This window comes from Martelella mediterranea DSM 17316, assembly GCF_002043005.1.
Lineage (GTDB): Bacteria > Pseudomonadota > Alphaproteobacteria > Rhizobiales > Rhizobiaceae > Martelella > Martelella mediterranea.
In genome coordinates this window covers 2331489-2355530 of record NZ_CP020330.1, presented here as the reverse complement: position 1 = coordinate 2355530, position 24042 = coordinate 2331489, and the positions used below count along the sequence as shown (strand labels likewise).

At 63.4% G+C, this 24042-nt stretch carries 20 protein-coding genes; 10 read left to right on the top strand and 10 right to left on the bottom strand.

Annotated elements, in window-relative coordinates; genetic code table 11:
* Window positions 1-24 precede the first annotated feature (24 nt).
* From hisD to Mame_RS10980, 6 genes are all read left to right on the top strand, one after another.
* Window positions 25-1323, top strand: coding sequence for a histidinol dehydrogenase (hisD, locus tag Mame_RS11005; protein WP_018067564.1), 1299 nt, complete (start codon window positions 25-27; stop codon window positions 1321-1323).
* Between the two features lie 2 nt (window positions 1324-1325).
* Window positions 1326-1799, top strand: coding sequence for a UPF0262 family protein (locus tag Mame_RS11000; RefSeq protein WP_018067565.1), 474 nt, complete (start codon window positions 1326-1328; stop codon window positions 1797-1799).
* A 246-nt stretch (window positions 1800-2045) separates the two neighbouring features.
* Window positions 2046-2264, top strand: coding sequence for a translation initiation factor IF-1 (gene infA / locus Mame_RS10995; protein ID WP_018067566.1), 219 nt, complete (start codon window positions 2046-2048; stop codon window positions 2262-2264).
* A gap of 25 nt (window positions 2265-2289) precedes the next feature.
* Window positions 2290-2910: a Maf family nucleotide pyrophosphatase gene (locus Mame_RS10990; RefSeq protein WP_018067567.1), complete on the top strand. Its 621-nt coding sequence runs from the start codon at window positions 2290-2292 to the stop codon at window positions 2908-2910.
* The gene (yacG, locus tag Mame_RS10985; RefSeq protein ID WP_018067568.1) at window positions 2907-3107 is read left to right on the top strand and encodes a DNA gyrase inhibitor YacG; all 201 of its coding nucleotides are present in this window, start codon (window positions 2907-2909) and stop codon (window positions 3105-3107) included. The genes Mame_RS10990 and yacG overlap by 4 nt, the downstream gene beginning before the upstream one ends.
* A gap of 100 nt (window positions 3108-3207) precedes the next feature.
* Entirely contained in the window at window positions 3208-3882 is a 675-nt protein-coding gene (locus Mame_RS10980) for a ceramidase domain-containing protein (protein ID WP_018067569.1), read from the top strand.
* Here Mame_RS10980 and xth read toward each other — a convergent pair.
* The 4 genes from xth to purD form a co-directional block, all read right to left on the bottom strand.
* The gene (gene xth, locus Mame_RS10975; RefSeq protein ID WP_018067570.1) at window positions 3879-4682 is read right to left on the bottom strand and encodes an exodeoxyribonuclease III; all 804 of its coding nucleotides are present in this window, start codon (window positions 4680-4682) and stop codon (window positions 3879-3881) included. The two genes, Mame_RS10980 and xth, sit on opposite strands and share 4 nt — an antisense overlap.
* 67 nt (window positions 4683-4749) lie before the next feature.
* Window positions 4750-5475 (bottom strand): outer membrane lipoprotein carrier protein LolA, encoded by a 726-nt coding sequence (locus Mame_RS10970; RefSeq protein WP_026173957.1) that lies wholly within the window; start codon window positions 5473-5475, stop codon window positions 4750-4752.
* A 99-nt stretch (window positions 5476-5574) separates the two neighbouring features.
* Window positions 5575-8244 (bottom strand): FtsK/SpoIIIE family DNA translocase, encoded by a 2670-nt coding sequence (locus Mame_RS10965; RefSeq protein WP_018067572.1) that lies wholly within the window; start codon window positions 8242-8244, stop codon window positions 5575-5577.
* Between the two features lie 184 nt (window positions 8245-8428).
* Window positions 8429-9700, bottom strand: a complete 1272-nt coding sequence (gene purD / locus Mame_RS10960) for a phosphoribosylamine--glycine ligase (protein ID WP_018067573.1) — start codon at window positions 9698-9700, stop codon at window positions 8429-8431.
* Window positions 9701-9884: 184 nt separating this feature from the next.
* On the opposite strand from purD, the gene Mame_RS10955 reads away from it, so the two are divergent.
* The 3 genes from Mame_RS10955 to ubiA all read left to right on the top strand — a co-directional run bounded on the left by Mame_RS10955 (window position 9885) and on the right by ubiA (window position 14705).
* A complete protein-coding gene (locus Mame_RS10955; RefSeq protein WP_018067575.1) occupies window positions 9885-12170 on the top strand; it encodes a Tex family protein in 2286 nt (761 codons plus the stop codon).
* Window positions 12171-12464: 294 nt separating this feature from the next.
* Window positions 12465-13727 carry an SAM-dependent methyltransferase gene (locus Mame_RS10950; RefSeq protein WP_018067576.1) on the top strand — a complete coding sequence of 421 codons (1263 nt, stop codon included), beginning with the start codon at window positions 12465-12467 and terminating at the stop codon, window positions 13725-13727.
* Between the two features lie 24 nt (window positions 13728-13751).
* Complete coding sequence (ubiA, locus tag Mame_RS10945) at window positions 13752-14705, top strand: 4-hydroxybenzoate octaprenyltransferase (protein ID WP_018067577.1); 954 nt, start codon at window positions 13752-13754, stop codon at window positions 14703-14705.
* 16 nt (window positions 14706-14721) lie between these two features.
* Here ubiA and Mame_RS10940 read toward each other — a convergent pair whose 3' ends face one another.
* From Mame_RS10940 to glyS, 3 genes are all read right to left on the bottom strand, one after another.
* The gene (locus Mame_RS10940; RefSeq protein WP_018067578.1) at window positions 14722-15282 is read right to left on the bottom strand and encodes a DUF6101 family protein; all 561 of its coding nucleotides are present in this window, start codon (window positions 15280-15282) and stop codon (window positions 14722-14724) included.
* Between the two features lie 380 nt (window positions 15283-15662).
* Window positions 15663-16739: an ISAs1 family transposase gene (locus Mame_RS10935; RefSeq protein WP_079920686.1), complete on the bottom strand. Its 1077-nt coding sequence runs from the start codon at window positions 16737-16739 to the stop codon at window positions 15663-15665.
* A gap of 183 nt (window positions 16740-16922) precedes the next feature.
* Entirely contained in the window at window positions 16923-19037 is a 2115-nt protein-coding gene (glyS, locus tag Mame_RS10930) for a glycine--tRNA ligase subunit beta (RefSeq protein ID WP_026173103.1), read from the bottom strand.
* A gap of 174 nt (window positions 19038-19211) precedes the next feature.
* Here glyS and Mame_RS10925 point away from each other — a divergent pair, with 174 nt between their 5' ends.
* On the top strand, window positions 19212-19796 hold the full coding sequence (locus Mame_RS10925; protein WP_155122082.1) for a hypothetical protein: 585 nt from the start codon (window positions 19212-19214) through the stop codon (window positions 19794-19796).
* A gap of 108 nt (window positions 19797-19904) precedes the next feature.
* Here Mame_RS10925 and Mame_RS10920 read toward each other — a convergent pair whose 3' ends face one another.
* From Mame_RS10920 to Mame_RS10910, 3 genes are all read right to left on the bottom strand, one after another.
* A complete protein-coding gene (locus tag Mame_RS10920; protein WP_018062624.1) occupies window positions 19905-21815 on the bottom strand; it encodes a DUF2207 domain-containing protein in 1911 nt (636 codons plus the stop codon).
* Window positions 21816-22186: 371 nt separating this feature from the next.
* Window positions 22187-23434 carry a 3-phosphoshikimate 1-carboxyvinyltransferase gene (aroA, locus tag Mame_RS10915; RefSeq protein ID WP_018062625.1) on the bottom strand — a complete coding sequence of 416 codons (1248 nt, stop codon included), beginning with the start codon at window positions 23432-23434 and terminating at the stop codon, window positions 22187-22189.
* A gap of 43 nt (window positions 23435-23477) precedes the next feature.
* Window positions 23478-24038: a LemA family protein gene (locus Mame_RS10910; RefSeq protein WP_018062626.1), complete on the bottom strand. Its 561-nt coding sequence runs from the start codon at window positions 24036-24038 to the stop codon at window positions 23478-23480.
* Window positions 24039-24042 lie beyond the last annotated feature (4 nt).

The window sequence follows — 24042 nt, the reverse complement described above, 5'->3', positions numbered from 1 at the left end:
TTCAATTGAGTGACCGAGGCAAATATGGCGATCTGGCTAAACGCGGCGGATGACGGTTTCGAGAGCGCCTTCAAGGACCTGCTTTCGATGAAGCGCGAGGTCTCGAAGGATGTTTCCGACGTCGTCGAGACGATCCTCGCCCGCGTGCGCGCCGAAGGGGATGCCGCCCTTGCCGATTACTCGGCCCGTTTCGACAGCATCGACTTGGCCGTCACCCCGATGCGGGTCGGCGCGGACGAGATCGAAGCCGCCCATGCGGCGGTCGACCCCAAGGTGATCGAAGCGCTGACTCTTTCCGAAAAGCGCATCCGCAGCCACCACGCAAGGCAACTGCCGAAGGACGATTTCTACGAGGACGATATCGGTGTCGGGCTCGGCCATCGCTGGACGGCGGTCGAGGCGGTCGGGCTCTACGTGCCGGGCGGCACGGCGAGCTATCCGAGTTCGGTTCTGATGAATGCGGTTCCGGCGAAGGTCGCGGGCGCGGAGCGCGTCGTCATGGTGGTGCCGGCGATGAAGGGCGCGGTCAATCCGGCCGTGCTTGCGGCCGCCAAGATCGCCGGCGTCACTGAGATCTACCGCATCGGCGGCGCACAGGCGGTGGCGGCCCTTGCCTACGGCACCGAAACCATCGCGCCGGTCTCCAAGATCGTCGGCCCCGGCAATGCCTATGTGGCCGCCGCCAAGCGCGCCGTGTTCGGCACGGTCGGCATCGACATGATCGCCGGCCCCTCCGAGGTGCTGGTGATCGCCGACGGCGACAACAATCCCGACTGGATCGCGGCCGATCTTCTGGCCCAAGCAGAACACGATACCGGCGCGCAGGCGATCCTGATCACCACCGATGCGGCACTGGGCCGCGCCGTTGAAGAGGCCGTGGAGCGGCAGTTGAAGACGTTGCCCCGGGCCGAGATCGCGGCTGCGAGCTGGCGCGATTTCGGCGCGATCATCACCGTGCCGGATCTCGATACCGCCATGCCGATCGCAAACCGCATCGCGCCGGAGCATCTGGAGCTCGCCGTCGATGACCCGGACGCGCTGATCCCCTCCGTGCGCAATGCCGGCGCCATCTTCGTCGGCCATTTCACGCCGGAGGCGATCGGCGATTATGTCGGCGGCTCCAACCATGTTCTGCCGACCGCCCGCTCCGCCCGGTTTTCCTCCGGCCTGTCGGTACTCGACTTCATGAAGCGCACCTCGATCCTGAAACTTGGCCCCGACCAGCTGAATGCGCTTGCGCCGGCGGCCATCGAGCTTGCAGAATGCGAAGGGTTGTCCGCCCACGGGCGATCGGTATCCATCCGCCTCAACCGCAAGGAATAGCAATGAGCGAGGGCGAATTCAGGCTGAGCGATGTCGAACTCGACGAGAGCATCGGCCGGGCCTCGCCCGATGTCGAGCACGAACGCGCGGTCGCGATTTTCGATCTCCTGGAGGAAAACCACTTCAAACCGGTCGGCCATGCCGGCGGCCCCTACAAGCTGACGCTCTCGATCATCGAGAAGCGGCTGGTGTTCGACATCACGCTCGAAAACGGCGAGAAGGTCGCGACCCATATTCTGTCGCTGACGCCGTTCCGGCGGATCGTGAAGGACTATTTCATGATCTGCGACAGCTATTACGAAGCGATCAAATCCGCCTCCCCCGCCAAGATCGAGGCGATCGACATGGGCAGGCGCGGCGTCCACAACGAAGGCTCGCAAACGCTGCAGGACCGGCTGAAGGGCAAGATCGAGATGGATTTCGACACCGCGCGACGGCTCTTCACCCTGTTTTGCGTGCTCTACTGGCGCGGCTGATCGGCGCGGCGCAGGCCTTGCGGGCTGGACGGAACAAAAAGCGTTCATGCCAGCAAACAAGGTTCACAAACGGCGAACTATTGTGTAGGTTCCGCCGCAAATCCCGCAGTTCTCCGCGCGTTCACCCGCTGCGCCAGGGCTGCAACTCAATGAAACTGGCACTTCCCCGCCGGCGTCAAGCCCCTGCGGGGTCGTGGCGTTTTGACCGGTCTTCCGGCAACGCAACAAGGAAAAGAAACGACATACATGGCAAAAGAAGAAGTACTTGAATTTCCGGGCGTCGTCGTCGAGCTTCTGCCGAACGCGACTTTCCGGGTCAAGCTCGAAAACGAGCACGAAATCATCGCCCACACCGCTGGCCGCATGCGCAAGAACCGCATCCGCGTTCTCGCCGGCGACAAGGTCCTGGTCGAGATGACCCCCTATGACCTGACCAAGGGCCGCATCACCTACCGCTTCAAGTAAAAGCGCCCGGCGCCGAGGATCCGGCTTGACCGCACCGAACCCCAAACTCGTGCTGGCATCGGCGTCGCCGCGCAGAGTCGAGCTTCTCGCCCAGATCGGCGTGACGCCGGACCGCGTTTATCCCGCCGATATCGATGAAAGCCAGCTTGCAAAGGAAACCCCGCGCCAGCTTGCCGGTCGGCTTGCCCGGCAGAAGGCGGAGGCCGTTTGCAGCGCACTTGCGGGCGATCCCGAATGGCAGGGCGCGCTTGTGATCGCGGCGGATACGGTGGTGGCCGTCGGTCGGCGGGTGCTGCCGAAGGCGGAGACCGAGGACCAGGCGAGCGCCTGTCTGGCGCTTCTGTCCGGGCGCGGGCACAGGGTCTATACCGGGCTCTGCGTTCACCCGGTCGGCGAAAGCGGCCACAAGGAGCGGGTCGTCGAAACCCGCGTCACCTTCAAGCATCTTTCGAAACAGGAAATGGCGGGCTATCTCGCCTCGCGCGATTGGGACGGCAAGGCCGGCGGCTACGCCATCCAGGGGCCGGCGGCAGCCTTTATCAGCCAGCTCGTCGGCTCCCATTCCGCCGTGATCGGCCTGCCGCTTTATGAGACCGCGATGCTGCTTTCCGGGCGCGGCTTCAATATCGCAGGAGAATGGACATGACGACCAAGGCAAGCGTGGAACCGCTGCGCAAACCGCGCAAATGCCCCGAATGCGGACGCCCCTCGACCCGCGAGGACTACCCGTTCTGCAGCAATCGCTGCCGCGAACTCGACCTGTCGCGCTGGCTGACCGGCTCCTACGCCATCCCCGTCGCCGAGGACGAATCGAAGGCGGACGGCGACGAGGGCGAATACTGAGTTTCTCGAAAGCGCCGAAAAATGCCCACTGCCCCTTGCATGAGGGGGCAAAACAGGGAAACCATCCGGGACGTTCAGGCACAACGCTCCGGTGAAAACGATGGACCCCGCACCCTTTATCGACATCTATTGCGAACGCACGACCGGCGCCTTCTGGGCGGAGCCGATCAACGCGCTAACGAACCTTGCCTTCATCATCGCGGCGCTCGTCGTCTGGCCCGCGGCCTGGCGCAGGCGCGAGCGCAGCCTGCTGGAACTGACGGTCATCGCGCTGGTCGGCGTCATCGGCGTCGGCTCGTTCCTGTTCCACACGCTCGCCACGCCGCTTTCGGCAGCGCTCGACGTGATCCCGATCTGGCTGTTCTTCTTTCTCTATATCCTGCTGCTGTTCGTGCGGATCACCAACGGCAAGACCTTCGATATCATCGGTTACATGATCGCGACGATCATGGGCTTCGCGCTCGTCGTCTATCTGGTCGGTCTTCTCTCGCGCGGCGGAGAGGCGCCGCTCAACGGATCGCTGCAATACGCCCCTGCCCTGATCGCCATGGCGGTTGCTTCAGTGATCGCGGTCTGGCGCGATCATCCGGTCTGGCGCTATTTCGCCGGCGCCACCGCGATCTTCATCATGTCGCTGACATTCCGCAGCCTCGACCAGTCCACCTGCATGGCGACGGCCGGAATCGGCACCCACTTCCTCTGGCATATCCTCAATGCCACGGTCCTTGGCCTGTTGCTGATGGGCGCGGTACGGGAACTGCCGCCGAAGAATTAAAACGCAAACGACGCCGTCACCGGCACGTGGTCGGACGGCTTTTCCCAGCCGCGCGCTTCCGTCAGGATATCGAAGCGCTGGAACGCCGGGACGAGGTCCGGCGAGGTCCATATATGGTCCAGCCGGCGGCCGCGATTGGCGGCCTGCCAGTCCTTGGCGCGGTAGCTCCACCAGGTGTAGAGCTTTTCGTCTTCCGGCGTGACGTGGCGCATCAGGTCCACCCAGCCGCCTTTGGCGATCAGGTCCTTCATGCCCTCGGTCTCCACGGGCGTGTGGCTGACGACCTTCAGCAACTGCTTGTGCGACCAGACGTCGTTTTCCATCGGCGCGATATTGAGGTCGCCGACCAGGATCGAGCCGATGCCGTCGCCCTGATCGGCCTTCAGCACCTTCATCTCCTCGAGAAAATCGAGCTTGTGGCGGAATTTCGGGTTGATCTCGGGATCGGGCTCGTCGCCGCCGGCCGGCACGTAGAAATTATGCAGCCTGATCTTCCGCCCGCCGGCATCGAACACCACCGAGATGTGGCGGGTGTCGCCCATGGCGCAGTAATCCGTCGAAAACCCCTCGCCCAGCGGAACGCGCGAGACGATGGCGACCCCGTGATAGCCCTTCTGGCCATGGACCTCGATATGCTCGTAGCCGAGTTCGCGCAGCGGCTTGTAGGGGAACTGGTCGTTCAGGCATTTGATTTCCTGAAGGCACAGGATATCGGGCTGATAATCCTTCAGGAACCGCTCGACGATCGGCAGGCGCAGGCGCACCGAATTGATGTTCCAGGTGGTGAGACTGAGTTCCACGGGCGCGCGCCTTCCTTGCTGAACGGGGCATCAGCAATAGGCGATTCGCCCGGAGACCGGAAGGGCGTCAGTTGTTGCTGCCCGGGCTTGCCATGATCTGGTCATAGGGAATGCGGAACACCGAGCGGGCGAATTTGACGCCGGTGCGGACATTGGAGAGGATCACGGTGGTGTCCTTGCCCTGAGCGTCGGTGATCGTCCACTGCCGCAGATCGAAGGTCTTGCTGTCGAACATCATGGTGATCACCTGATCGCCGAAGATCGACTTGTCGCCGAGCACGATCACCGTCAGCCCGTTCTGCTCGCGCACATCGCGCACCATGCGGTGCTGGAGGTCGATCTGGTCGGCGAGAAGCAGCGACAGCGGCGTGCGCGACAGTGGATAGAAATCCCAGGTATCGAGATCGCCATTGCCGACGGCGACGTTGCGGCCGTCCGCGATCACCTTCAGCGTCGACGGCGAATCGTAGTCGAAGCGCAGCTTGCCGGGCCGTTCCAGATAGAACTTGCCGCCCGACTGCTCGCCGCGCGGACCGAATTGCATGAACTCGCCGGTCATCGACTTGACCGAGGAGAAGTGGTCGGCAACCCGCTGTGCCGCGACGCCGGAGGAGACAGGCGCGGCCTGGGCAACCTGAACCGAACCGTCCCGCTTGGTCGGCGTCGGCACATTGGCGCCCGTCGGAAGGGTTTGCGCAACGGCCGGCAGGCCGATCAGCAGCGCGGCGCCGCCAGCGAGACCGCCGAGGAACCGCCGGCGAACCATGGACGAAGTGTTTTTAGTCTTGCTCATATATCCGATCCTGAAAACTGATTGCGGCCCCGTTGCGCCGCCAAAAGGGCGTTTTCGGGGCGCGGCGGCCTGCATGTCTCTCGCGGCAAAGATGGGGCGTCAGCGCGGGCCTTCAATGATGTCCTGTTCCGTCGGCACCAGAATTTCGCGCTTTCCGGCGTGATTGGCCGAGCCGATGATGCCTTCCTGCTCCATCCGCTCGATCAGGCTCGCCGCGCGGTTGTAGCCGATGCCGAGGCGACGCTGGACATAGGAGGTCGATGCCTTGCCGTCGCGCAGCACGATCGCCACCGCCTGGTCGTAAGGATCGTCCGACTTCGCCATATTGCCGGCGCTGCCGCCGTCGCCATCATAGCCGCCGTCGCCGTCCTCGTCGTCATCGGCGGTGATCGCATCGAGATATTCCGGCGTGCCCTGGGTCTTCAGATAGGCGACTATGTCCTCGACTTCGGGGTCAGAAACGAACGGGCCATGAACGCGCTGGATGCGCCCGCCGCCGGCCATGTGCAGCATGTCGCCCTGACCGAGAAGCTGTTCGGCCCCCTGCTCGCCGAGAATGGTGCGGCTGTCGATCTTGGAGGTCACCTGGAACGAGATACGGGTCGGGAAGTTCGCCTTGATCGTACCGGTGATGACGTCGACCGACGGTCGCTGGGTGGCCATGATCACATGGATGCCGGCCGCGCGCGCCATCTGCGCCAGACGCTGGACGGCGCCCTCGATGTCCTTGCCGGCGACCATCATCAGGTCGGCCATCTCGTCGATGATCACGACGATATAGGGCATCGGCTCGAGATCGAATTCCTCGGTCTCGTAGATCGCCTCGCCGGTCTCCCGGTCGAAGCCGGTCTGGACGGTGCGCGACAACGTTTCGCCCTTTTCCTGGGCCTGCGCGACGCGGCTGTTGAAGCCGTCGATATTGCGCACGCCGAGCTTGGCCATGTTCTTGTAGCGCTCTTCCATCTCGCGCACGGTCCATTTCAGTGCAACGACCGCCTTCTTGGGATCGGTGACGACCGGCGACAGCAAATGCGGAATGCCGTCATAGACCGAGAGTTCGAGCATTTTCGGATCGATCATGATCAGACGGCACTGCTCGGGCGACAGCCGGTAGATCAGCGACAGGATCATGGTGTTGACCGCGACCGACTTACCGGAACCGGTGGTGCCGGCGATCAGCAGATGCGGCATCTTCGCAAGGTCGACCGTGACCGATTCGCCGCCGATCGTCTTGCCGAGCGCCATGGCGAGCTTGGCCTTGGAATTCTGGAAATCCTGGCTGGCGATGATCTCGCGCAGGAATACCGTCTCACGGTGCGGATTTGGCAGTTCGATGCCGATGGCGTTGCGGCCGGGAATGACCGCGACGCGGGCGGAAATCGCCGCCATCGAGCGGGCGATGTCGTCGGCAAGGCCGATGACCCGCGAGGATTTGATCCCGGGCGCCGGCTCCAGTTCGTAAAGCGTCACCACCGGGCCGGGCCGGACATGAATGATCTCGCCCTTCACGCCGAAATCGTCGAGCACCTTTTCCAGCGTGCGGGCATTGTCCTCCAGCACCTCTTTCGACAGCGCCTTGTCGCGGGCAAGCCCCTTGGGCTCGGCCAGCAATGCTGCGGATGGCAGTTCGAAGCCGTGCGGCGAAAACGCGCCTCGGGAGGGCCGGCGCATGGTTTCCGCGTTCACCGGCTGGGGCGGCGGCGCGGGGGCCGCCACCACCGGTGCGCGGGGCGCCTGGCGTGTGACGCGCGGCTCGGTAGGCCCGAAATCGGCGCTCAGCACGCCCTCGGGCAGGTCGTTATCATCGTCGAAATCATCGCCCATCCGGCCGTCATAATCGAAGGGCGGCGGGTCGGCAGGCCTGTAGCCCGTCTCGCGCGGACGGTCGGGATCGACAAGGCTCGGCTCGCCGCTGCGCCGCCATGACGGATAGGCCGGCTCGTCATCGTCCAGCCGGTCGAGACCGTCCTCGTTGAAGTCATAGGGCGCGTCGAAATCCTCGTCCTCCTCCCGCCGCCGGCCGAAGATCTTGTTGAGGCGAGCGCGCGAAATGTACCAGGTATGGGCGGCATAGCCGATCAGCGGCGCAAGCGAGAACCAGCCTTCGCGCTCCTCCGAAAGATCGGAGACGGTCGGCGCGCCGGGATCGCTCGACTGACGTTTCGCAGCGGGCTTTTCCGGAACGATCCGGGGTTGGCGAATGATCAGGCCGGCGGCATAAAGCTGGAGAAACAGCGCCGGCAACGCGAAAATGCCGCCGACGATCATCGCGGCAATGCCCGAGGGATATTGCCCGATGAACAGGGCCGGGAAACGCAGGATCAGATCGCCGGAAACCCCGCCGAGACCGTTCGGCAGCGGCCATGTCGGCGGCGGCGGCACGCAGCCGAGCACCGCGGCGGTGAGGATCGCGGCGCCGATCCAGGCGAAGAAGCGCGAGGGTTTGCGATAGATACGCTTTCCCGCCATCATCGCCAGCGACCACGCGAGCACCGGCAGCAGCGCGAACACGCTTGCGAGCCCGAAGGCCTGCATCACGATGTCGGCGAAATCGGCGCCGGGATAGCCGAGAATATTAGTGGGCAGGCGGCCGGTGGCATGAAGCGCGCTCGGATCATCGACATTCCACGTCGCCATCGCCGCGATCGCAAGGCAGAGGACCACGAACAGCGCGAACCCGAAAAGGGCTGCCACATAGCGCCGGACAAACCCGATAAGCGAGAACTCGCCGCCTCTTCCGTGTTCAAACCGCTCTGCCCGTGCAGCCATGACCAATACCCTCATACCTTCAACCGAACGCACCCGCCCGGAAACGAAGGGGTCTCCCGGCAGATTCGCAGCCGAGGCTAACAGCGATGGGTTAAAGCCTCTTTAACCATCGCCGGGTCGTGTCCCGGCCGGCACTTTTCCACGGGTAACCTGCTGGAACTGTGGCCTGCCGGCGGCTCGCCGATCAGCCCTCTTCGCGGGCAACCGCGCGCCAGCCGATATCGCGGCGGCAGAAGCCTTCCGGCCAGTCGATGCTCTCGATCAACTCATAGGCGCGGGTCTGCGCCTCGGTGACGTTGGGGCCAAGCGCGGTGACGTTCAGCACCCGTCCGCCATTGGCGACAAGCTTGCCGTCCTTGATCGCGGTTCCTGCATGGAAGGTGCGGGCGGTGGCGTCATCGGCGGGCAGCGCCTTGATCTCGCTGCCCTTCCTGTAGGCGCCGGGATAGCCCTTGGTCGCCATCACCACCGTCAGGGCAGTCTGCTCGCTCCAATCGGCGCCAACCGAATCAAGCCTGCCCTCGGCGCAGGCAACGAGGATCGGCAGCAGATCGCTCTTCAGCCGCATCATCATCACCTGGCATTCCGGATCGCCGAAGCGGGCATTGTATTCGATCAGCTCAGGGCCCTTTTCGGTGATCATCAGCCCGGCATAGAGCACGCCCTGAAACGGATGGCCCATCTCCGCCATGCCCCGGATCGTCGGCTCGATGATCTCTTTCATCGTGCGTTCGATCATCGCCGCATCCATCACGGGCGCCGGCGAATAGGCGCCCATGCCGCCGGTGTTCGGTCCGGTATCGCCATCGCCAACGGCCTTGTGATCCTGCGCCGTGGCGAGCGGCAAAGCGTGTTTTCCGTCGGAAAGGCAGAAGAAGCTCGCCTCCTCGCCCACCAGAAATTCCTCGACCACCACTTCCGCGCCGGCAGCGCCAAACGTGCCGGAGAAGCAATCGTCGATCGCGGCGAGCGCCTCGTCATTGGTCCGGGCGACGGTGACCCCCTTGCCGGCGGCAAGGCCATCGGCCTTGATCACGATCGGCGCGCCGATTTCATGCACATAGGCCTTTGCGGCCTCTGCATTGTCGAAGCGCTGATAGGCCCCGGTCGGAATGTTGTAGCGGGCGCACAGATCCTTGGTGAAGCCCTTGGAACCCTCAAGCTGCGCCGCCGCCTTGGTGGGGCCGAACACTTTCAGCCCTGCGGCCTGCAGGTCATCCGCTAGCCCGGCGACCAGCGGGGCCTCGGGACCGACCACCACGAGGTCGATCGCCTTTTCGCGGCAAAACGCCGTGACCGCCGCATGGTCGGTGACATCGAGCGCCACACAGACTGCATGGGCGGCAATGCCCGGATTGCCCGGAGCCGCATAGAAATCACCAATTTCGGGGGATTGCGCGAGTTTCCAGGCCAGCGCGTGTTCGCGCCCGCCAGAGCCGATCAGAAGGACATGCATGGGGTTCGCTCCAGTTGTCACCTGCTGGCGGTTGGGTAAGCAGGCCGGCGACAAAGGTCAAGGCCGGGACGCGTTAACATCCGGGGCAATATTGTGGAAGGCCGCGCGCGCCCTCGCCAAAGCCATTGTTTCGGCGCTATGAACGCCTAAATTCGCCTCTCCCTTGGAAGATGGAACGAGACACATGGCCGCAGAAAAAATCGCCCGCATCGTCGCAGAAGAGATCAAGGCCCGCCCTGAACAGGTGGATGCCGCGCTGAAGCTTCTGGATGAGGGCGCGACCGTGCCCTTCGTGGCGCGCTACCGCAAGGAGGCCACCGGCGGGCTGGATGACGGCCAGCTGCGCACGCTCGCCGAACGCGTCGGCTATCTGCGCGAACTGGAAGCCCGGCGCGCCACGATCGTCGAATCGATCACCAGCCAGGGCAAGATGACGGATGAGCTTTCCGGCAAGATCGCCGCTGTGACCACCAAGTCCGAACTGGAAGACCTCTATCTGCCCTACAAGCCGAAGCGCCGCACCCGCGCGATGATCGCCCGAGAGAACGGACTTCAGCCGCTGGCCGACGCGATTTTCCAGGATCGGACCTCGGACCCGGAGAAGCTTGCCGAGGCCTATGTCAACGACAAGGTCGGAGACACGCGCGCGGCGCTCGACGGCGTGCGCGATATCCTGTCGGAGGAATTCGCCGAAAACGCCGAACTCGTCGGCAGGCTCAGGCACTATATGCGCGACAATGCAATGCTCTACGCCACGGTGGTCGCGGGCAAGGAAGAGGCCGGGCAGAAATTCTCGGATTATTTCGACCATGCCGAGAAATTCGCGACCGCGCCCGGCCATCGGGTTCTCGCCATGTTGCGCGGCTTCAACGAGGAAGTGCTGTCGGTGGCGATCGAGGCCGACCGCGACAATCCCTCCCCCGTGAAACCGGCCCAGCAGATGATCGCGCGCTTCTTCGATATCGACGGTGAGGGCAAGGCCAATGCCTTCCTGATGCAGGTCGCCGGCTGGTGCTGGCGGGTGAAGCTGTCCACCTCGCTCTCGCTTGATCTGATGCGGGAAATGCGCGAACGCGCCGAGGACGAGGCGATCAACGTGTTCGCCCGCAACCTGAAGGACCTGCTGCTGGCCGCCCCCGCCGGCTCCCGCGTCACGCTCGGTCTCGATCCGGGCATCCGCACCGGCGTCAAGGTCGCCGCCGTCGATGGCACCGGCAAGCTGCTCGATACCGCCACCATCTATCCGTTCCAGCCGCGCAATGATATTCAGGGCGCGATGGCCGCGCTGAAGGCGTTGATCGCGCGCCATAACGTCTCGCTGATCGCGATCGGCAACGGCACGGCCAGCCGCGAAACCGAAAAACTGGTCGCCGACGTGCTGAAGGCGGTGCCCGAGCCGAAACCGATGAAGGTCATCGTGTCTGAGGCCGGGGCCTCGGTTTACTCAGCCTCGGAGACGGCGGCGAAGGAGTTTCCCGAGCTCGACGTCTCGCTGCGCGGCGCGGTTTCGATCGCCCGCCGCCTGCAGGATCCGCTGGCGGAACTTGTGAAGATCGAGCCGAAATCGATCGGCGTCGGCCAGTACCAACATGACGTTGACCAGATGAAGCTGTCGCGCTCGCTGGATGCCGTGGTCGAGGATGCGGTGAATGGCGTGGGCGTTGACCTCAACACCGCGTCCGCGCCGCTGCTTGCCCGCGTGTCCGGCCTCGGCCCCTCGATCGCCGAGCAGATCGTGCTCCACCGCGATGCCAATGGCGCGTTCAAAAGCCGCAAGGAATTGCTGAAGGTCGCCCGACTCGGCCCGCGCGCGTTCGAGCAGAGCGCCGGCTTCCTGCGCATCCGCGACGGCGTCGAGCCGCTCGATTCGTCCGCCGTCCATCCGGAAGCCTATGACGTGGCGAAGAAGATCGTCGCCGCCTGCGGACGTGATCTGCGCGCGCTGATGGGCGACAGCGCGGCGCTGAAGGCCATCGATCCGCGCGCCTTCGTCGATGACCGCTTCGGCCTGCCGACCGTGCGCGACATCTTGTCGGAGTTGGAAAAGCCCGGCCGCGACCCGCGCCCCGAGTTCAAGACGGCAAGCTTTGCCGATGGCATTGACGAGATCTCCGACCTGAAACCCGGCATGGTGCTGGAAGGCACCGTCACCAATGTCGCCGCCTTCGGCGCTTTCGTCGATATCGGCGTGCATCAGGACGGCCTCGTTCACGTCTCCCAGCTCGCCGACCGCTTCGTCAAGGACCCGCACGAGGTGGTCAAGGCCGGCGACGTGGTGAAGGTTCGGGTCGTGGACGTCGACGTGAAGCGCAAGCGCATCGGCCTTTCGATGAAGAAGGACGACGGCGCGCAGGCCGCCCGCGGCCCCCGCAACGATCGGCCGCGTGCGGGCAGCAATGACCGGGGCGGCAAGCCGCAGTCGCAGGGTGCGTTCGGCGCAGCACTTGCGGATGCGCTGCGGAAGAAGTGAGCGCTCGGCCTCGCGGGTCCGCGCGCCTGAATGACCCGCCGGCAGGCGATCGCGCGCATGCGCGGAAAATCCAAAGGGCCAAAAGCGCCGATTCGCGATTCGGCATGATATGGGAGTTGATCCCTTCGCCGTTGCAAGCGCAGGGTGAAACAAGGCCGATTTCCCGCAGATGGGCCTGTCAACCGTCCGATTTACCATTGCATTGCCGCGTTTCCGCTGCCCTTGTTTCTTGCGACAGAATGAATAATGTGCGTGAAATAATATATGACATAAGCAGGCATTCGGGGGATTGCGATGGCTTCACAGCTATTCAACCTGATCGAAAAGATCATCAATACCGGGACATTAAGGGTCAAAGACGCAACGGGGACGATCACAACATTCGGGGATGGCACCGGCGACCCGATTGCCGTCCGGTTCACCGACAGCGAAGCGGAAAAGCTGATCGCCAGAGACCCGGCGCTCGCGCTTGGCGAGATGTACATGCAGGGCCGCTTCCAGATGGAAGAAGGCAATATCTACGACTTTCTGTCGCTGGTGCGCCGCAATACGCTCGCTATCGTGTTCTCGCCGCTGATGGCGGCCAGGCTGTTCTGGCGCACCGGACTTGCCCAGTTGCAGACGCGGTTGCCGATCAACAGGAACCGCAAGAACGTCTCGCACCATTACGACCTGACGCCGCCGCTGTTCAGCCTGTTTCTGGATGAGGACTGGCAGTATTCCTGCGCTTATTTCGATCCGCCGGATATCTCGCTCGACGAGGCGCAGCTTGCCAAGAAGCGCCATATCGCCGCCAAGCTGCGGCTGAACGAGGGCCAGCGCCTGCTGGAAATCGGTTCCGGCTGGGGCGGGCTCAGCATGTATATCGCCGAGATGGCTGGCGTGGACTGCACCGGCATCACGCTCTCCCACGAGCAGCTTGCGATTTCCGCCGATCGCGCGGCAAAGCGCGGACTTTCGGACAAGGTTCGTTTCGAGTTGCAGGACTATCGCACCATGAAGGCCAAGCCCTTCGACCGGATCGTCTCGGTCGGCATGTTCGAACATGTCGGCATCGGTCGCTACCAGAACTTTTTCGACAAGTGTTTCGAGCTTCTGGACGACGACGGCGTGATGGTGCTGCATTCGATCGGACGCGATGTCGCGGCCCATGGCTTCAACAACCCGTTCATCGAGAAGTACATCTTCCCCGGCGGCTACATCCCCTCGCTTGCGGAAGTCTTGCCGGCGGTCGAAAAGTCCGGCCTGCTGGTGCGTGACATCGAAATCCTGCAGATGCACTACGCCTATACGCTGAGGGCATGGCGGGAGCGCTTTGTTGCGCGCAAGGAAGAGGCGATCAAACTCTATGACGAGCAATTCTTCCGGATGTGGGAATTCTATCTCGCCGGCTCGGAAATGGCGTTCGAGTGGGACAAGATGTTCATCTTCCAGATGCAGCTTTCAAAGAGCCAGTTTGCCACGCCCAATAACCGCCGCTATATGTTCGAGGCGGAAGACAAACTGAAAGCCGCGGAAGCGAACCGGGCGCCGCTGGAGCCGGTCGCGTTTTCCTGATCCGGCTTTATTCAGGGCAGGCAGATGAGCAATATTTTCGAGGATAACGGCCGCGTGGTCGACGCGCCGTCGGATAATTTCGTCTACCGGCTGCTGCCGCCTTCGCTGTGGCCCTATGCCCAGCTCGCCCGCTGGGACCGGCCGATCGGCTGGCAGTTGCTGTTGTGGCCGTGCCTTTGGTCGGCGGCGATGGCCGCTGGCGTGACGGCGGATGCCGGCGCCTTTCGGCCCGGCCAGTTTATCGCCCATTGTCTGCTGTTCTGGCTCGGCGCCGTCGCCATGCGCGGGGCGGGCTGCACCTATAATGATCTGGTCGATCACGACATCGACAATCAGGTGGCGAGAACCCGTTCGCGGCCGCTGCCCTCCGGCCGGGTGACCCGCCGCCAGGCGAAGATTTTCATCCTGCTGCAGGCGCTCACCGGACTTGCGGTGCTGCTCTGCTTCAACCTCTTCACGATCGTACTGGCGATCTCCTCGCTTGCGATCGTCGCGATCTACCCCTTCGCCAAGCGCTTCACCGACTGGCCGCAATTCGTGCTGGGGCTCGCCTTTTCCTGGGGCGCGCTGGTGGGATGGGCGGCGGTGTTCGGCGCGCTGTCGGGGCCGGCGCTGCTCGTCTATGTCGCCGCGGTTCTCTGGACCATCGGCTATGACACGATCTACGCGCATCAGGACAAGGAAGATGATGCCCTTATCGGCGTGCGCTCCACGGCGCGTCTGTTCGGCGACAACACCAAGCCCTGGCTGATCGGCTTTTACGGCGTGATGCTGGTGTTGATGGCGATTGCCTTCCGGGGAGCCGGGCTTGGCTGGCCAGCCTTTGCCGGGCTCGCGGTCGGCGGCGGCATGCTGTTTTGGCAGATCTTGGTACTCGATATCGAGGATGGCGACCAGTGCAAGCGGCTGTTTCTTGCCAACCACCATGTTGGCATCGCGATCTTCGCCGGACTGGTGGCCGCGATCTTCATTGGCTGATCTTTGAGGTTGGCCGTCAGGCCGCGACCGCGCGACCCGCAACCTTGAGGGCAACGCCGAGCTTGCCGTCTTCCATCCGCACCGTCAGACGCGGGTTGGGTCGAGTCGCCTTGCGGCGACGCGGGCCGGCTTCATCGTTGGCAGCCGTCACCCGGTGCGGCTGGAAATCGACCGCGCGAGCGGCGCCATCGGCTTCGACCATCAGCATCGGAATATCATAAAGCAGCGCCCATTCCTGCCAGTCGGCCACGATCGCCTCGAGATCATGGGCGACGAGCAGCGGAATGCACAGTTCCGGATCGGCGTGATGCAGCTCCAGCGTCACCGTGATCGCGCCATCGACATGGGCCACCGCGCGGGCGGCAACGCCCTTGAAAGCCCGGCCCGGAAGCGCGATCGAGAACGGCAGGTTGCTCGACGGCAGGTTGCGCCGCACCACCGCGCCGCGGGTATCGAGCTTGACGGCGATGCGGGCATCGGTGCCCTTGGCCGTGTAGGAGAATTTCTGCGGAAAATATGCGGGGTCGATTCTCAGAACCGTATCATCCCGCCCCCTCAAAACTTGCGTATTCGTCATCTCGTCACCCTTGTCTTAGTCCCCGGTATCCGGCGCACATTTGCGAACTTTTCCGTTCGTCTGAGGGCGATCATAGGCGAGGTTGTTACCAGCCGCCTTAACAAGCACGGTTAAGAAATTCCAACGCGCATCAATGGTTATCAAAATCCGATTTCGAAGGGTTGAGAGAGCGTGAACGCGGCGGTGACGGGGCGTTAACCGCGAGGAGTTCAGGTTCTGTGAAAGGCCGCAGGAAGCCACCAGACAATCTCCCCCCTTGAGGGGGAGATGCCCCGACAGGGGCAGAGAGGGGTGAACCCTCTCGACAGGTTCGGAGCTTGCGGCTTGCGCCGATACCCCTCTCTGTCGCGTTCGCGACATCTCCCCCTCAAGGGGCAGGGCTATCGCATATGAGCGATCATTGAGATTAGGAAGGTATCGTCCCATCCGGCTTTTTTCATTTTGCGCCGGATGGACGCCTTGTCCGGGTGGTGTCGGATGATGTTGAGAGCGAGCTTGCGAAGGATCGAGAGGTTCCGGGGCCCGTGATCCTTTCGGTTTCTGGCGGCGTCTTCGCAGAAGGCGACGTCGAGCACCCAGTGCAGTTGGTTCTCGATCGTCCAGTGCGCTCTGGCGATGTCCAGAAAGGCGGTAGCGCTGACTGACCTGGACAGCAGGAAATGTCGGATGTGACGCGTTTGCCGGCCATCGGGCTCCACCCGGATGCTTTCAAGCCGTGCGATCGCCTTGACGCCGGGAAAATCCATTCCTTCCGCCTTGACGATGACGGCGCGTCGGGTTTCGGTTCTGTCATGGGCCTTGCCATCGGCCTTTTCGGCTCTGTCGGGGTTGCTTTCCTTTTCAAGCAGGGCGATCGCCCGGTTGAGAAGGCCCGGTTGGTTGCCCTTGAGTGCAAGCGCATAGTCGGCGCCGGTCTTGAGAATGGCAGAGGCTGTGTCTGCCCTGCAATGCAGCGCGTCAGCCGTGACGATGCAGCCATCCAGCGACAAGCATGAAAGAGCTTGCAGAACGCCTTTGACTTCACTGCGGCCCGGCGCGAGCTGCTGGCCGATGACCATGCGCTGGTCGGCGGCCCAGATGTTGACCAGATGCAGGGGCGAGGCCTTGTCGCCGCGTTTGTAGGCCCCGCGCACGGCCTTGCCGTCGATGGCGATGACGCCGCTGATGGATTTTGCGAAAGCCTGCGCGAAGCGTGCAAAGACCGTTTCGAAAGCCTCAGGGTCGATATGTCTGAAAACATTCGAGAAAACGTCGTGACTGGGAGTGCCGTAAGGCAGAGGCACGATCTCCTTCAAAAGCTTGTGCTTGGAGACGCCAAAGTCGGCCATGTCCTGACAGGTTTCGGCCCCGCACAGCACCGCGGCCAAGGCAATGAACAAAACGCTGTTCAGCGAATAGCGGACATTGGCCGCCCGAGGGTCCGGAACCGACCCGAAAAGAGACGCAAATCCGTCCATCCAACCCTCCACAACAGAAAGGCTGAAGATGAATCGATTTGCGTCAAATATTCAATAGCTTAAAAGCCATACGCGATTCCCCTGCCTCAAGGGGGGAGATTAATGGCCGCAAGTGCTTTCAGAATATCCGAGGTATGGTCGAAAGGCGAGGCAGAACGCTGAAACCACAGCGCCCCGACGCCCTCAGCCCGAAATCTTCGAGAAATCCGCCACCGTGCCGGTGGCCTCGCGGATCATGGCCAGCAGCGCCAGGCGGTTGGCGCGCACGGCCTCGTCCTCGGCGTTGACCAGCACATCCTCGAAGAAGGTGTCCACCGGCGCGCGCAGCACCGAGAGCGCCTCCATGGCGGCGAAATAGTCTTCCTTGTCGGAAGCGGCCTTCGCCTTCCGGGCGGCATCCTGAATGGCGGCATGAAGCGCCTTTTCGGCATCGAGTTCGAACAGGGCCGGATCGACCGTGTCGGCAACCCGCGTCTTCTTCTTTTCTTCCGCCGCCAGAAGCTGCCCTGCCCGCTTCTCGCCCGCCAGCAGGTTCTGGCCGTCTTCGCTGTCGAGGAATTTCGTCAGCGCCTCAACCCGGCGGGCGACGACTTCGAGATCATCGGCATCAGGCCCCAGCACCGCGTCGATCAGGTCGTGCCGCGCGCCCATGTCGCGCAGATAGACCTTGAAACGGTCGTGGAAGAAGGAGAGGAGATCGCGGTCATCGAAAACCGACAACAGCGGAAGACGGACGCCGCGCTCAAGGATGATGCGGATGACGCCCAGCGCGGCGCGGCGCAGCGCATAGGGGTCGCCGGAGCCGGTGGGCTTTTCGTCGATCGACCAGAAGCCGGTGAGCGTGTCGAGCTTGTCGGCGAGCGCGACCGTCAGCGAGACCTTGCCCCGCGGCACGACGTCGGAGGGGCCGAGGGGCTTGTAGTGTTCCTCGATGGCCGCCGCGACATCTTCGCTTTCGCCCTGAAGAACCGCATATTTGCGGCCCATCGCGCCCTGCAGCTCGGGGAATTCGCCGACGGCTTCGGTTCTGAGATCGGCCTTGGCCAGCACCACCGCGCGGTCGACTTCTGCCGGATCGGCGCCGACAATCGGCGCGAGTTTGGCGGCCAGCGCCCGGATGCGGGCGACGCGGTCGCCCTGGCTGCCGAGCTTGGCGTGGAAGGTGACGTTCAGCGCATCGAGCTTGGCCATGCGCTGGTCGAGCGGCTTGTTCAGGTCGAGGCCGAACTTTTCGGCCGATGCCTTCAGCGTGGCGAGGTCCGGCAGGTCGCGCTGGTCGATATGCCAGAAGTGCAGCGCGTCGGAAAGGCGCGCGCGCACGACCTTGCCATTGCCATGGCGGATTTCCTTGCCGCCGTCGGTGGCGGCGATATTGGCGACCAGGATGAACCTGTTGGTGAGGCTTTCCTCGCCGTGCTTCCTGACCACGAAGCATTTCTGGTTGGTCTTGATCGTCAGCCGGATGATCTCGTCCGGAATTTCGAGGAAGGCCTCCTCGAATTCGCCGAGCAGCACCTGCGGATATTCGACCAGCCCTGCAACCTCGTCCAAGAGCCCCTCGTCCTCGACCACGTCGAGCCCATTGGCGAAGGCGAGATTGGCGGCGTCATCGCGGATGATGTCCTTCCGGCGCTCGGCATCGAGCACCACGCAGGCCTTTTCCAGCCCGGCGGCGTAATCGGAGAAGCGCTTGACCGTGAAGGGTTCCGGCGCGTGGAAACGGTGGCCATAGGTGACATTCGAGGCGACGATGCCGTCGATCTCGAAATCGATGACCTTGGTCTCCTCGATCTCCGTGCCGAAGGTGCACACGATCGACTGCAGCGGGCGCACCCAGCGCAGGCTTCCCGGCTCCGCCGAGGCCGCACCCCAGCGCATTGATTTCGGCCAGGGGAAATTGCGGATGATGCCGGGCATCACATCGCGGATGATCTCCTCGGCGTCACGGCCGGGCTTTTCGATGACGGCGACATAGAAATCGCCCTTCTTCGGGTCCGACTGGATCTTCGCCTCGGAAATATCGGAAAGTCCCGCACCACGCAGAAAGCCTTCGAGCGCCTTTTCCGGCGCGCCCACGCGCGGGCCCTTGCGCTCCTCGCGCACATCGGCGGAGCGCGCCGTCAGCCCGTGAATGTCCAGCGTCAGCCGGCGCGGCGTGAAATAGTCGCGCGCGCCCTCATAGGTCAGACCCGCGTCCACCAGCGCATCGGTGACGCGCTTTTTCAGCTCGCCCGCCGCCCGGCGCTGCATGCTGGCGGGGATTTCCTCTGAGCGAAGTTCAAGCAAAAGGTCTGGCATCGGAAAGGGCTTCTATCATTGTCAGGAACTTGGGTGTGGCGGTGTTAGCAAGCTCCGGGAAAAAAGTCATCCGGCAATGCGCTTTTTCGAAGCATGGCCGGAAAAGAACCGTTTTTGCGCCCGCATTGAGCCGGATTCCTTGTTATTCTGTGCTGACAGACAGGAGGACCGAACTTGCACACATTGTCGCTTTTGCCGCTCGTCATTCTGGCGAGTAACGCCGCCCCGGCTGCTGCCGAAACGCTGCTGCCCCAGGGCAATTTCCGCACCGAATGCCTGCAGATCGGCAAGGACGGCCGCCATGGGCTGATCGCCGAGGTTTCGATCGAGGGCGACACGATTTCAGCCAGCGCACAAACCTATGCGCATAATAATTGCGATGTCCCGACCGTGCGCGCCGACTATCGCGGCATCGTTACCAGCGCTCGGGAGACTGGCAATCGCATCGATTTCACGCAGGAAACGGGACCGTTTCTCTACACGCTGCTCGCCGATGACGTGACCACCTACTACAACGCCAATGTGGATTCCGCCGGCTGCGGCCTGGACGGCTGGCAGACCGACGTGCCGCGCGATGCCGCGGGCAGAACCTGCGCGCCCTACACGTTCCCCACCATCGGCACGGAACTGAAGGACAGCGTCTGGGTCAACCAGAACGGCATCGAGTTCGGTCGCCTGCCTCTGGTATGGGACAGCGCCCCGGATGCCGGCTATCCCGAGCGGTCGTCCGGCATCCTCTTCACCCGCATGGCCGACTAGATTTATCAGGCGGTTCAGACTAACCGCCCGATAATCCAGCTCTTTGTTTCGGCGCTTTGGGTTATCGAAAAACCGGATTCCACTTTCTCGCCCGATGCTCTGAGCGACCTACCAGCCGCCGCCGCCGCCTCCACCACCGCCGCCGCCGGAAAACCCGCCGCCGCCCGAAAAGCCGGAGGAAGAGGTGTTTTGCGTCGGCATCGATGATGACATGGTGGAGGCCATCGACGAGGAGAAGCTGCCGATCTGGTCGGAGAGGTTCTGGTGGCGGAAATCGCCGGCATACCAGTAGGGTGAATAGTAGCCGGCCGTGCCGGCGGCGACCGCTGCGGCTAGCCACGTATCGAAGGCCTTTGACCATGGCTTTTCGACGCCAAGCGCCACGGCATAGGGCAGCAGCGTCTCGAAGTGCTGCGGCGACATTTTCGGCGCGCCAGCCATGTTCATGCGGTTGGCTTCCGCGAGTGTCAGATACTGTTTCAGCCCGGCGATCTCATCCATCTTCTTGCGGCCCGCCGTCGTCGGCGCGCCCATGATGAAGACAAAGATCAGGTTGGTGAGCACGAGCCCGCCACAGGCAACGATCACCGCCCAATCCGCGGCATCGATACTGTCGCTGAGAATCGTCACCGCCATGCCGCCGAGGGCTTGCAGCAGGAAGAACCCGATAAATCCGGCGGCGACAAGAGTGCCGATCGCCGAGGACATCGAACGGCCGCGCCGCCGGAACGACTTTGCGATCATCGACGAAAACAGGCCGATGAACACGGAAATGAACACCGAGAAGAACAGCACCGGAATGACGGCGTTCGAGATCGTGCCGAACACCAGCAGCGCCAGGCCCGCAAGCGCGGAAAGCGCGATACCGCCCGCCAGATAACCGATATTGCGGACGAAGAACTCGCCGCGATGCTCGCCGGTGATCGCCGAGGTGAAGGCGCTGGCCATTGCCGACACTTTCGAGCCATGCGCCTTGTCGACGATGAACACGCCGCCGGCGTCATCGACTGCTTTCAGCAAGGCCTTCTGCCCCGCCGGCAGGGCCGGGTCATAGGGCTTCGATGTACGCTTCAGCGTCATGCCCTTCCTCGGCTCGTCGATGATCAGGAAGCCCTTCACGGCAAGGTCAATCGCGGTGGCGGCAATCGCATCGAACCGGCTTGCTCCGAACCCCTGGTTCTGGACATAGGCGACAAGCGCCGGCGACAGGCCCTCCGGGGGCTCCCAACGGGGCACGACGACCCCGGCGGGCGGATCGCGGCCAACCTTGCGCCAAGACAGGAGGTAATAGAGGAAGACCAGCAGCAGCCCGCCGAAGCCGATGAAATAATTGCGGTAATCGCTCAGGAACCACGACGCGCTTTCCGACGTCGTCGGCGCGTCGATCGCGCCCTTCGGCACGGCGACAACGACCGAAAGCCCCTCCTTGGGGCCCAGCGGGGCCGTGGTCTCGAAGGTCACCACATTGCCGTTGGTCGTCTCCCGGGCGTTCTGTTCGCGCGAGCCGTAGGCACCGGTGTAGAAGGTCGTCCGAGTCGGCGTCACGCCTTCCGGAAGCGTGATCGTCGCGGTCGCCTGCTCGATCGGAAAGGCCCAAAAATTGCCGGTTGCGTTCCAGTAGATTTCGTCGTGGTCGTCGAAATAACGGACCTGCCGGTCGGTCTCGTAGGTGAGCTGATAGGTGTGGTTGCCGGGCGGCAGAACCGTGTCGGCGGAGCCGATATAGATGCGGATGCCGTTGGTGATGCTTTCGGTGTGATGATCCACCGGCTGGCCATCGAGCGTGACGGATTTGAGATCGAAGGTGACATCGCCGGTGCGGCCATCATCCGTCTCGAAGCGCAGCGGAAAGTCGCGGAATATCCCGCGTTTGATCTGGTCGCCCTCGGCATGGACGGCAATGGTCTCGGTGACGTCGTAAACCCCGGATTTTTCGACAGTGACGTCGGAGGTGAAGCTGTTGATGACCTCGGCGGCGTGCACGGGTGCGGCGGCGAGGAGGAGCGTTGTGAGAAGCACGGCGATGCCGCGCGCCTTCCAATCTCCCCCCTTGAGGCAAGTCGGTCGTGCTCGGTCTTGAGGCTTGCACCCAATATTCTCTCCCGCTTGCGGGAGAGATGCCCCGAAAGGGGCAGTGAGGGTGAAGCAGCTTTTCAGTTTCGTGAGGGCTTTCGTGAGGAAGGTCTCCCCCCTCACTGTCGCTGTCGCGACATCTCTCCCCTCCGGGGCGAGAAGACTTGGGGGCTCTGCGGCAAAACCACCCACCAATCTCCCCTCAAAAGGGCAGATTGGTGGGAGCGCTGCTATAAGGGAGGTCTGTATCCTCGAAACCCGCCGCATGGCTACCTCGCGCGAGACTGACAGTGTCCGGTTCGCCATGGTGTTTCTCCTCAGGTTTCGTATTCAACGCCCAGCGAGGCCAGCGCGTCCCAGTAGCCGGGATAGGTCTTGCCGACGCAGAGCGGGTCCAGAATGGTGATGCCGGAAATCTTCAGGCCCGCGAGCGCGAAGCTCATCGCAATCCGATGATCGGCGAAGGTGTCGATTTCGGCAGGCAGGCGCTGGCCGGCAAGGCCCGGATCGGCATGGACGATCAGGTCGTCGCCGTCCTCCTCCGCCAGTCCCTCGCGGATAGCGTTGAGCCCGAGCGACAGCGCGCGGGTGCGGTCGCATTCCTTGACGCGCAGGTTCTCGATGCCGGTGAAGCGCACCGGCGTCTCGTTGAAGGCGGCCAGCACGGCGAGCGTCGGCACGGCATCCTGCATCTGACTGCCGTCGATCTCGGCCGGCATATGCGGGAAAGCGGCCATCACCGCGTAAGATTTCGCATCCGGCTGGGTGAAGCTTTCCGCGCGCGTGCCGATATCGATCTTTCCGCCCATCAGAAGCTCGGCGGCCCAGAGATAGGTGGCGGCGGAAGCGTCGGGTTCTATGTGGAAATCGGTCGCCTGATAGTGACCCGGTTGCACCTCCCAGGTGGCCTCATCCACCTGTTCGGCGGTCGCGCCGAAGGCGGCCATGGCGTCGAGCGTCAGCCGGATATAGCCGCGCGCGCCGATTTCCGTGCCGGTCAGCGCGATGGTGACCGGGGCGGGGGCAAGGGGCGCTGCCATCAGCAGGGCAGAGACATACTGGCTGGAAAGCCCGGCGTCGATCTCGATGCGGCCGGAGCCGAAGCGGCCATTGCCGGTGATCGTCACCGGCGGGCAGCCGGTCGGGGCCTCGGCCTTGATGCCGAGCCGCTGCAGGGCTTCGACCAGCGGGCCGATCGGGCGCTTGCGCATATGCTCGTCGCCATCGACGATGACGGTGCCGTCGACGCTCGCCGCGGCCGCCGTCAGGAACCGGGTCGCCGTGCCCGCATTGCCCAGAAAGAGCGGTCCGGACGGCGCTTCGAGGTGGCCACTGCCTGTGACGACGAAGCTCGTCTCATCCGGTTCCTCGACTTTGACGCCCGTCGCCCTGAGCGCATTCGCCATATGTTTGGTATCGGCGCTTTTCAGCGCGCCGGTGAGCCGGCTCTTGCCTTTGGCGAGGCCGGCGAGCAGCAGCGCCCGGTTGGTGATCGATTTCGATCCGGGCGGGCTGACATGGCCCGAAAGCGCGCGGCCGGGCGGAATGATGGTGAGCTTGTCCATGCGAGGGCACTTTCATCAGGCCGCCTGTTGCGGCGGCGAACGGTCAGAACGAGACGTTGGGCACGGCGCGGTCGCCGGGTTCCTCGATCTCGAAATAGTCGCGCTTCTGGAAACCGAACTGTCCGGCGATGATATTGCTCGGGAAGCTCTCGACCTTGATGTTCAGGTCGCGGGCAGCGCCGTTGTAATAGCGCCGCGCCATCTGGATTTCGCTTTCGGTCTTTTCCAGCGAGGCCTGAAGATCGGCGAAATTCTGGTTGGCCTTGAGGTCCGGGTAGGCTTCCGACAGCGCGAACAGCCGGCCGAGCGCCTGGCTGAGTTCGCCTTCCGCCTGGGCGCGGCCGGCCACGTCGTTGGCTGCGACGCTCTGGGCCTTGTTGCGCTTCTCGACCACCTCTTCCAGCGTGCCGCGCTCGTGGCTGGCATAGCCCTTCACGGTTTCCACCAGATTGGGGATCAGATCGGCGCGGCGCTTCAGCTGCACGTCGATGCCGGACCAGGCTTCCTCCGCCGTCTGCCGGGCGCGCACGAGGGCGTTATAGAGCGAGATGACGAAGCCGATGAGGGCTCCGATGATGACGATGACAACGATCAGGGTGATCATGCGT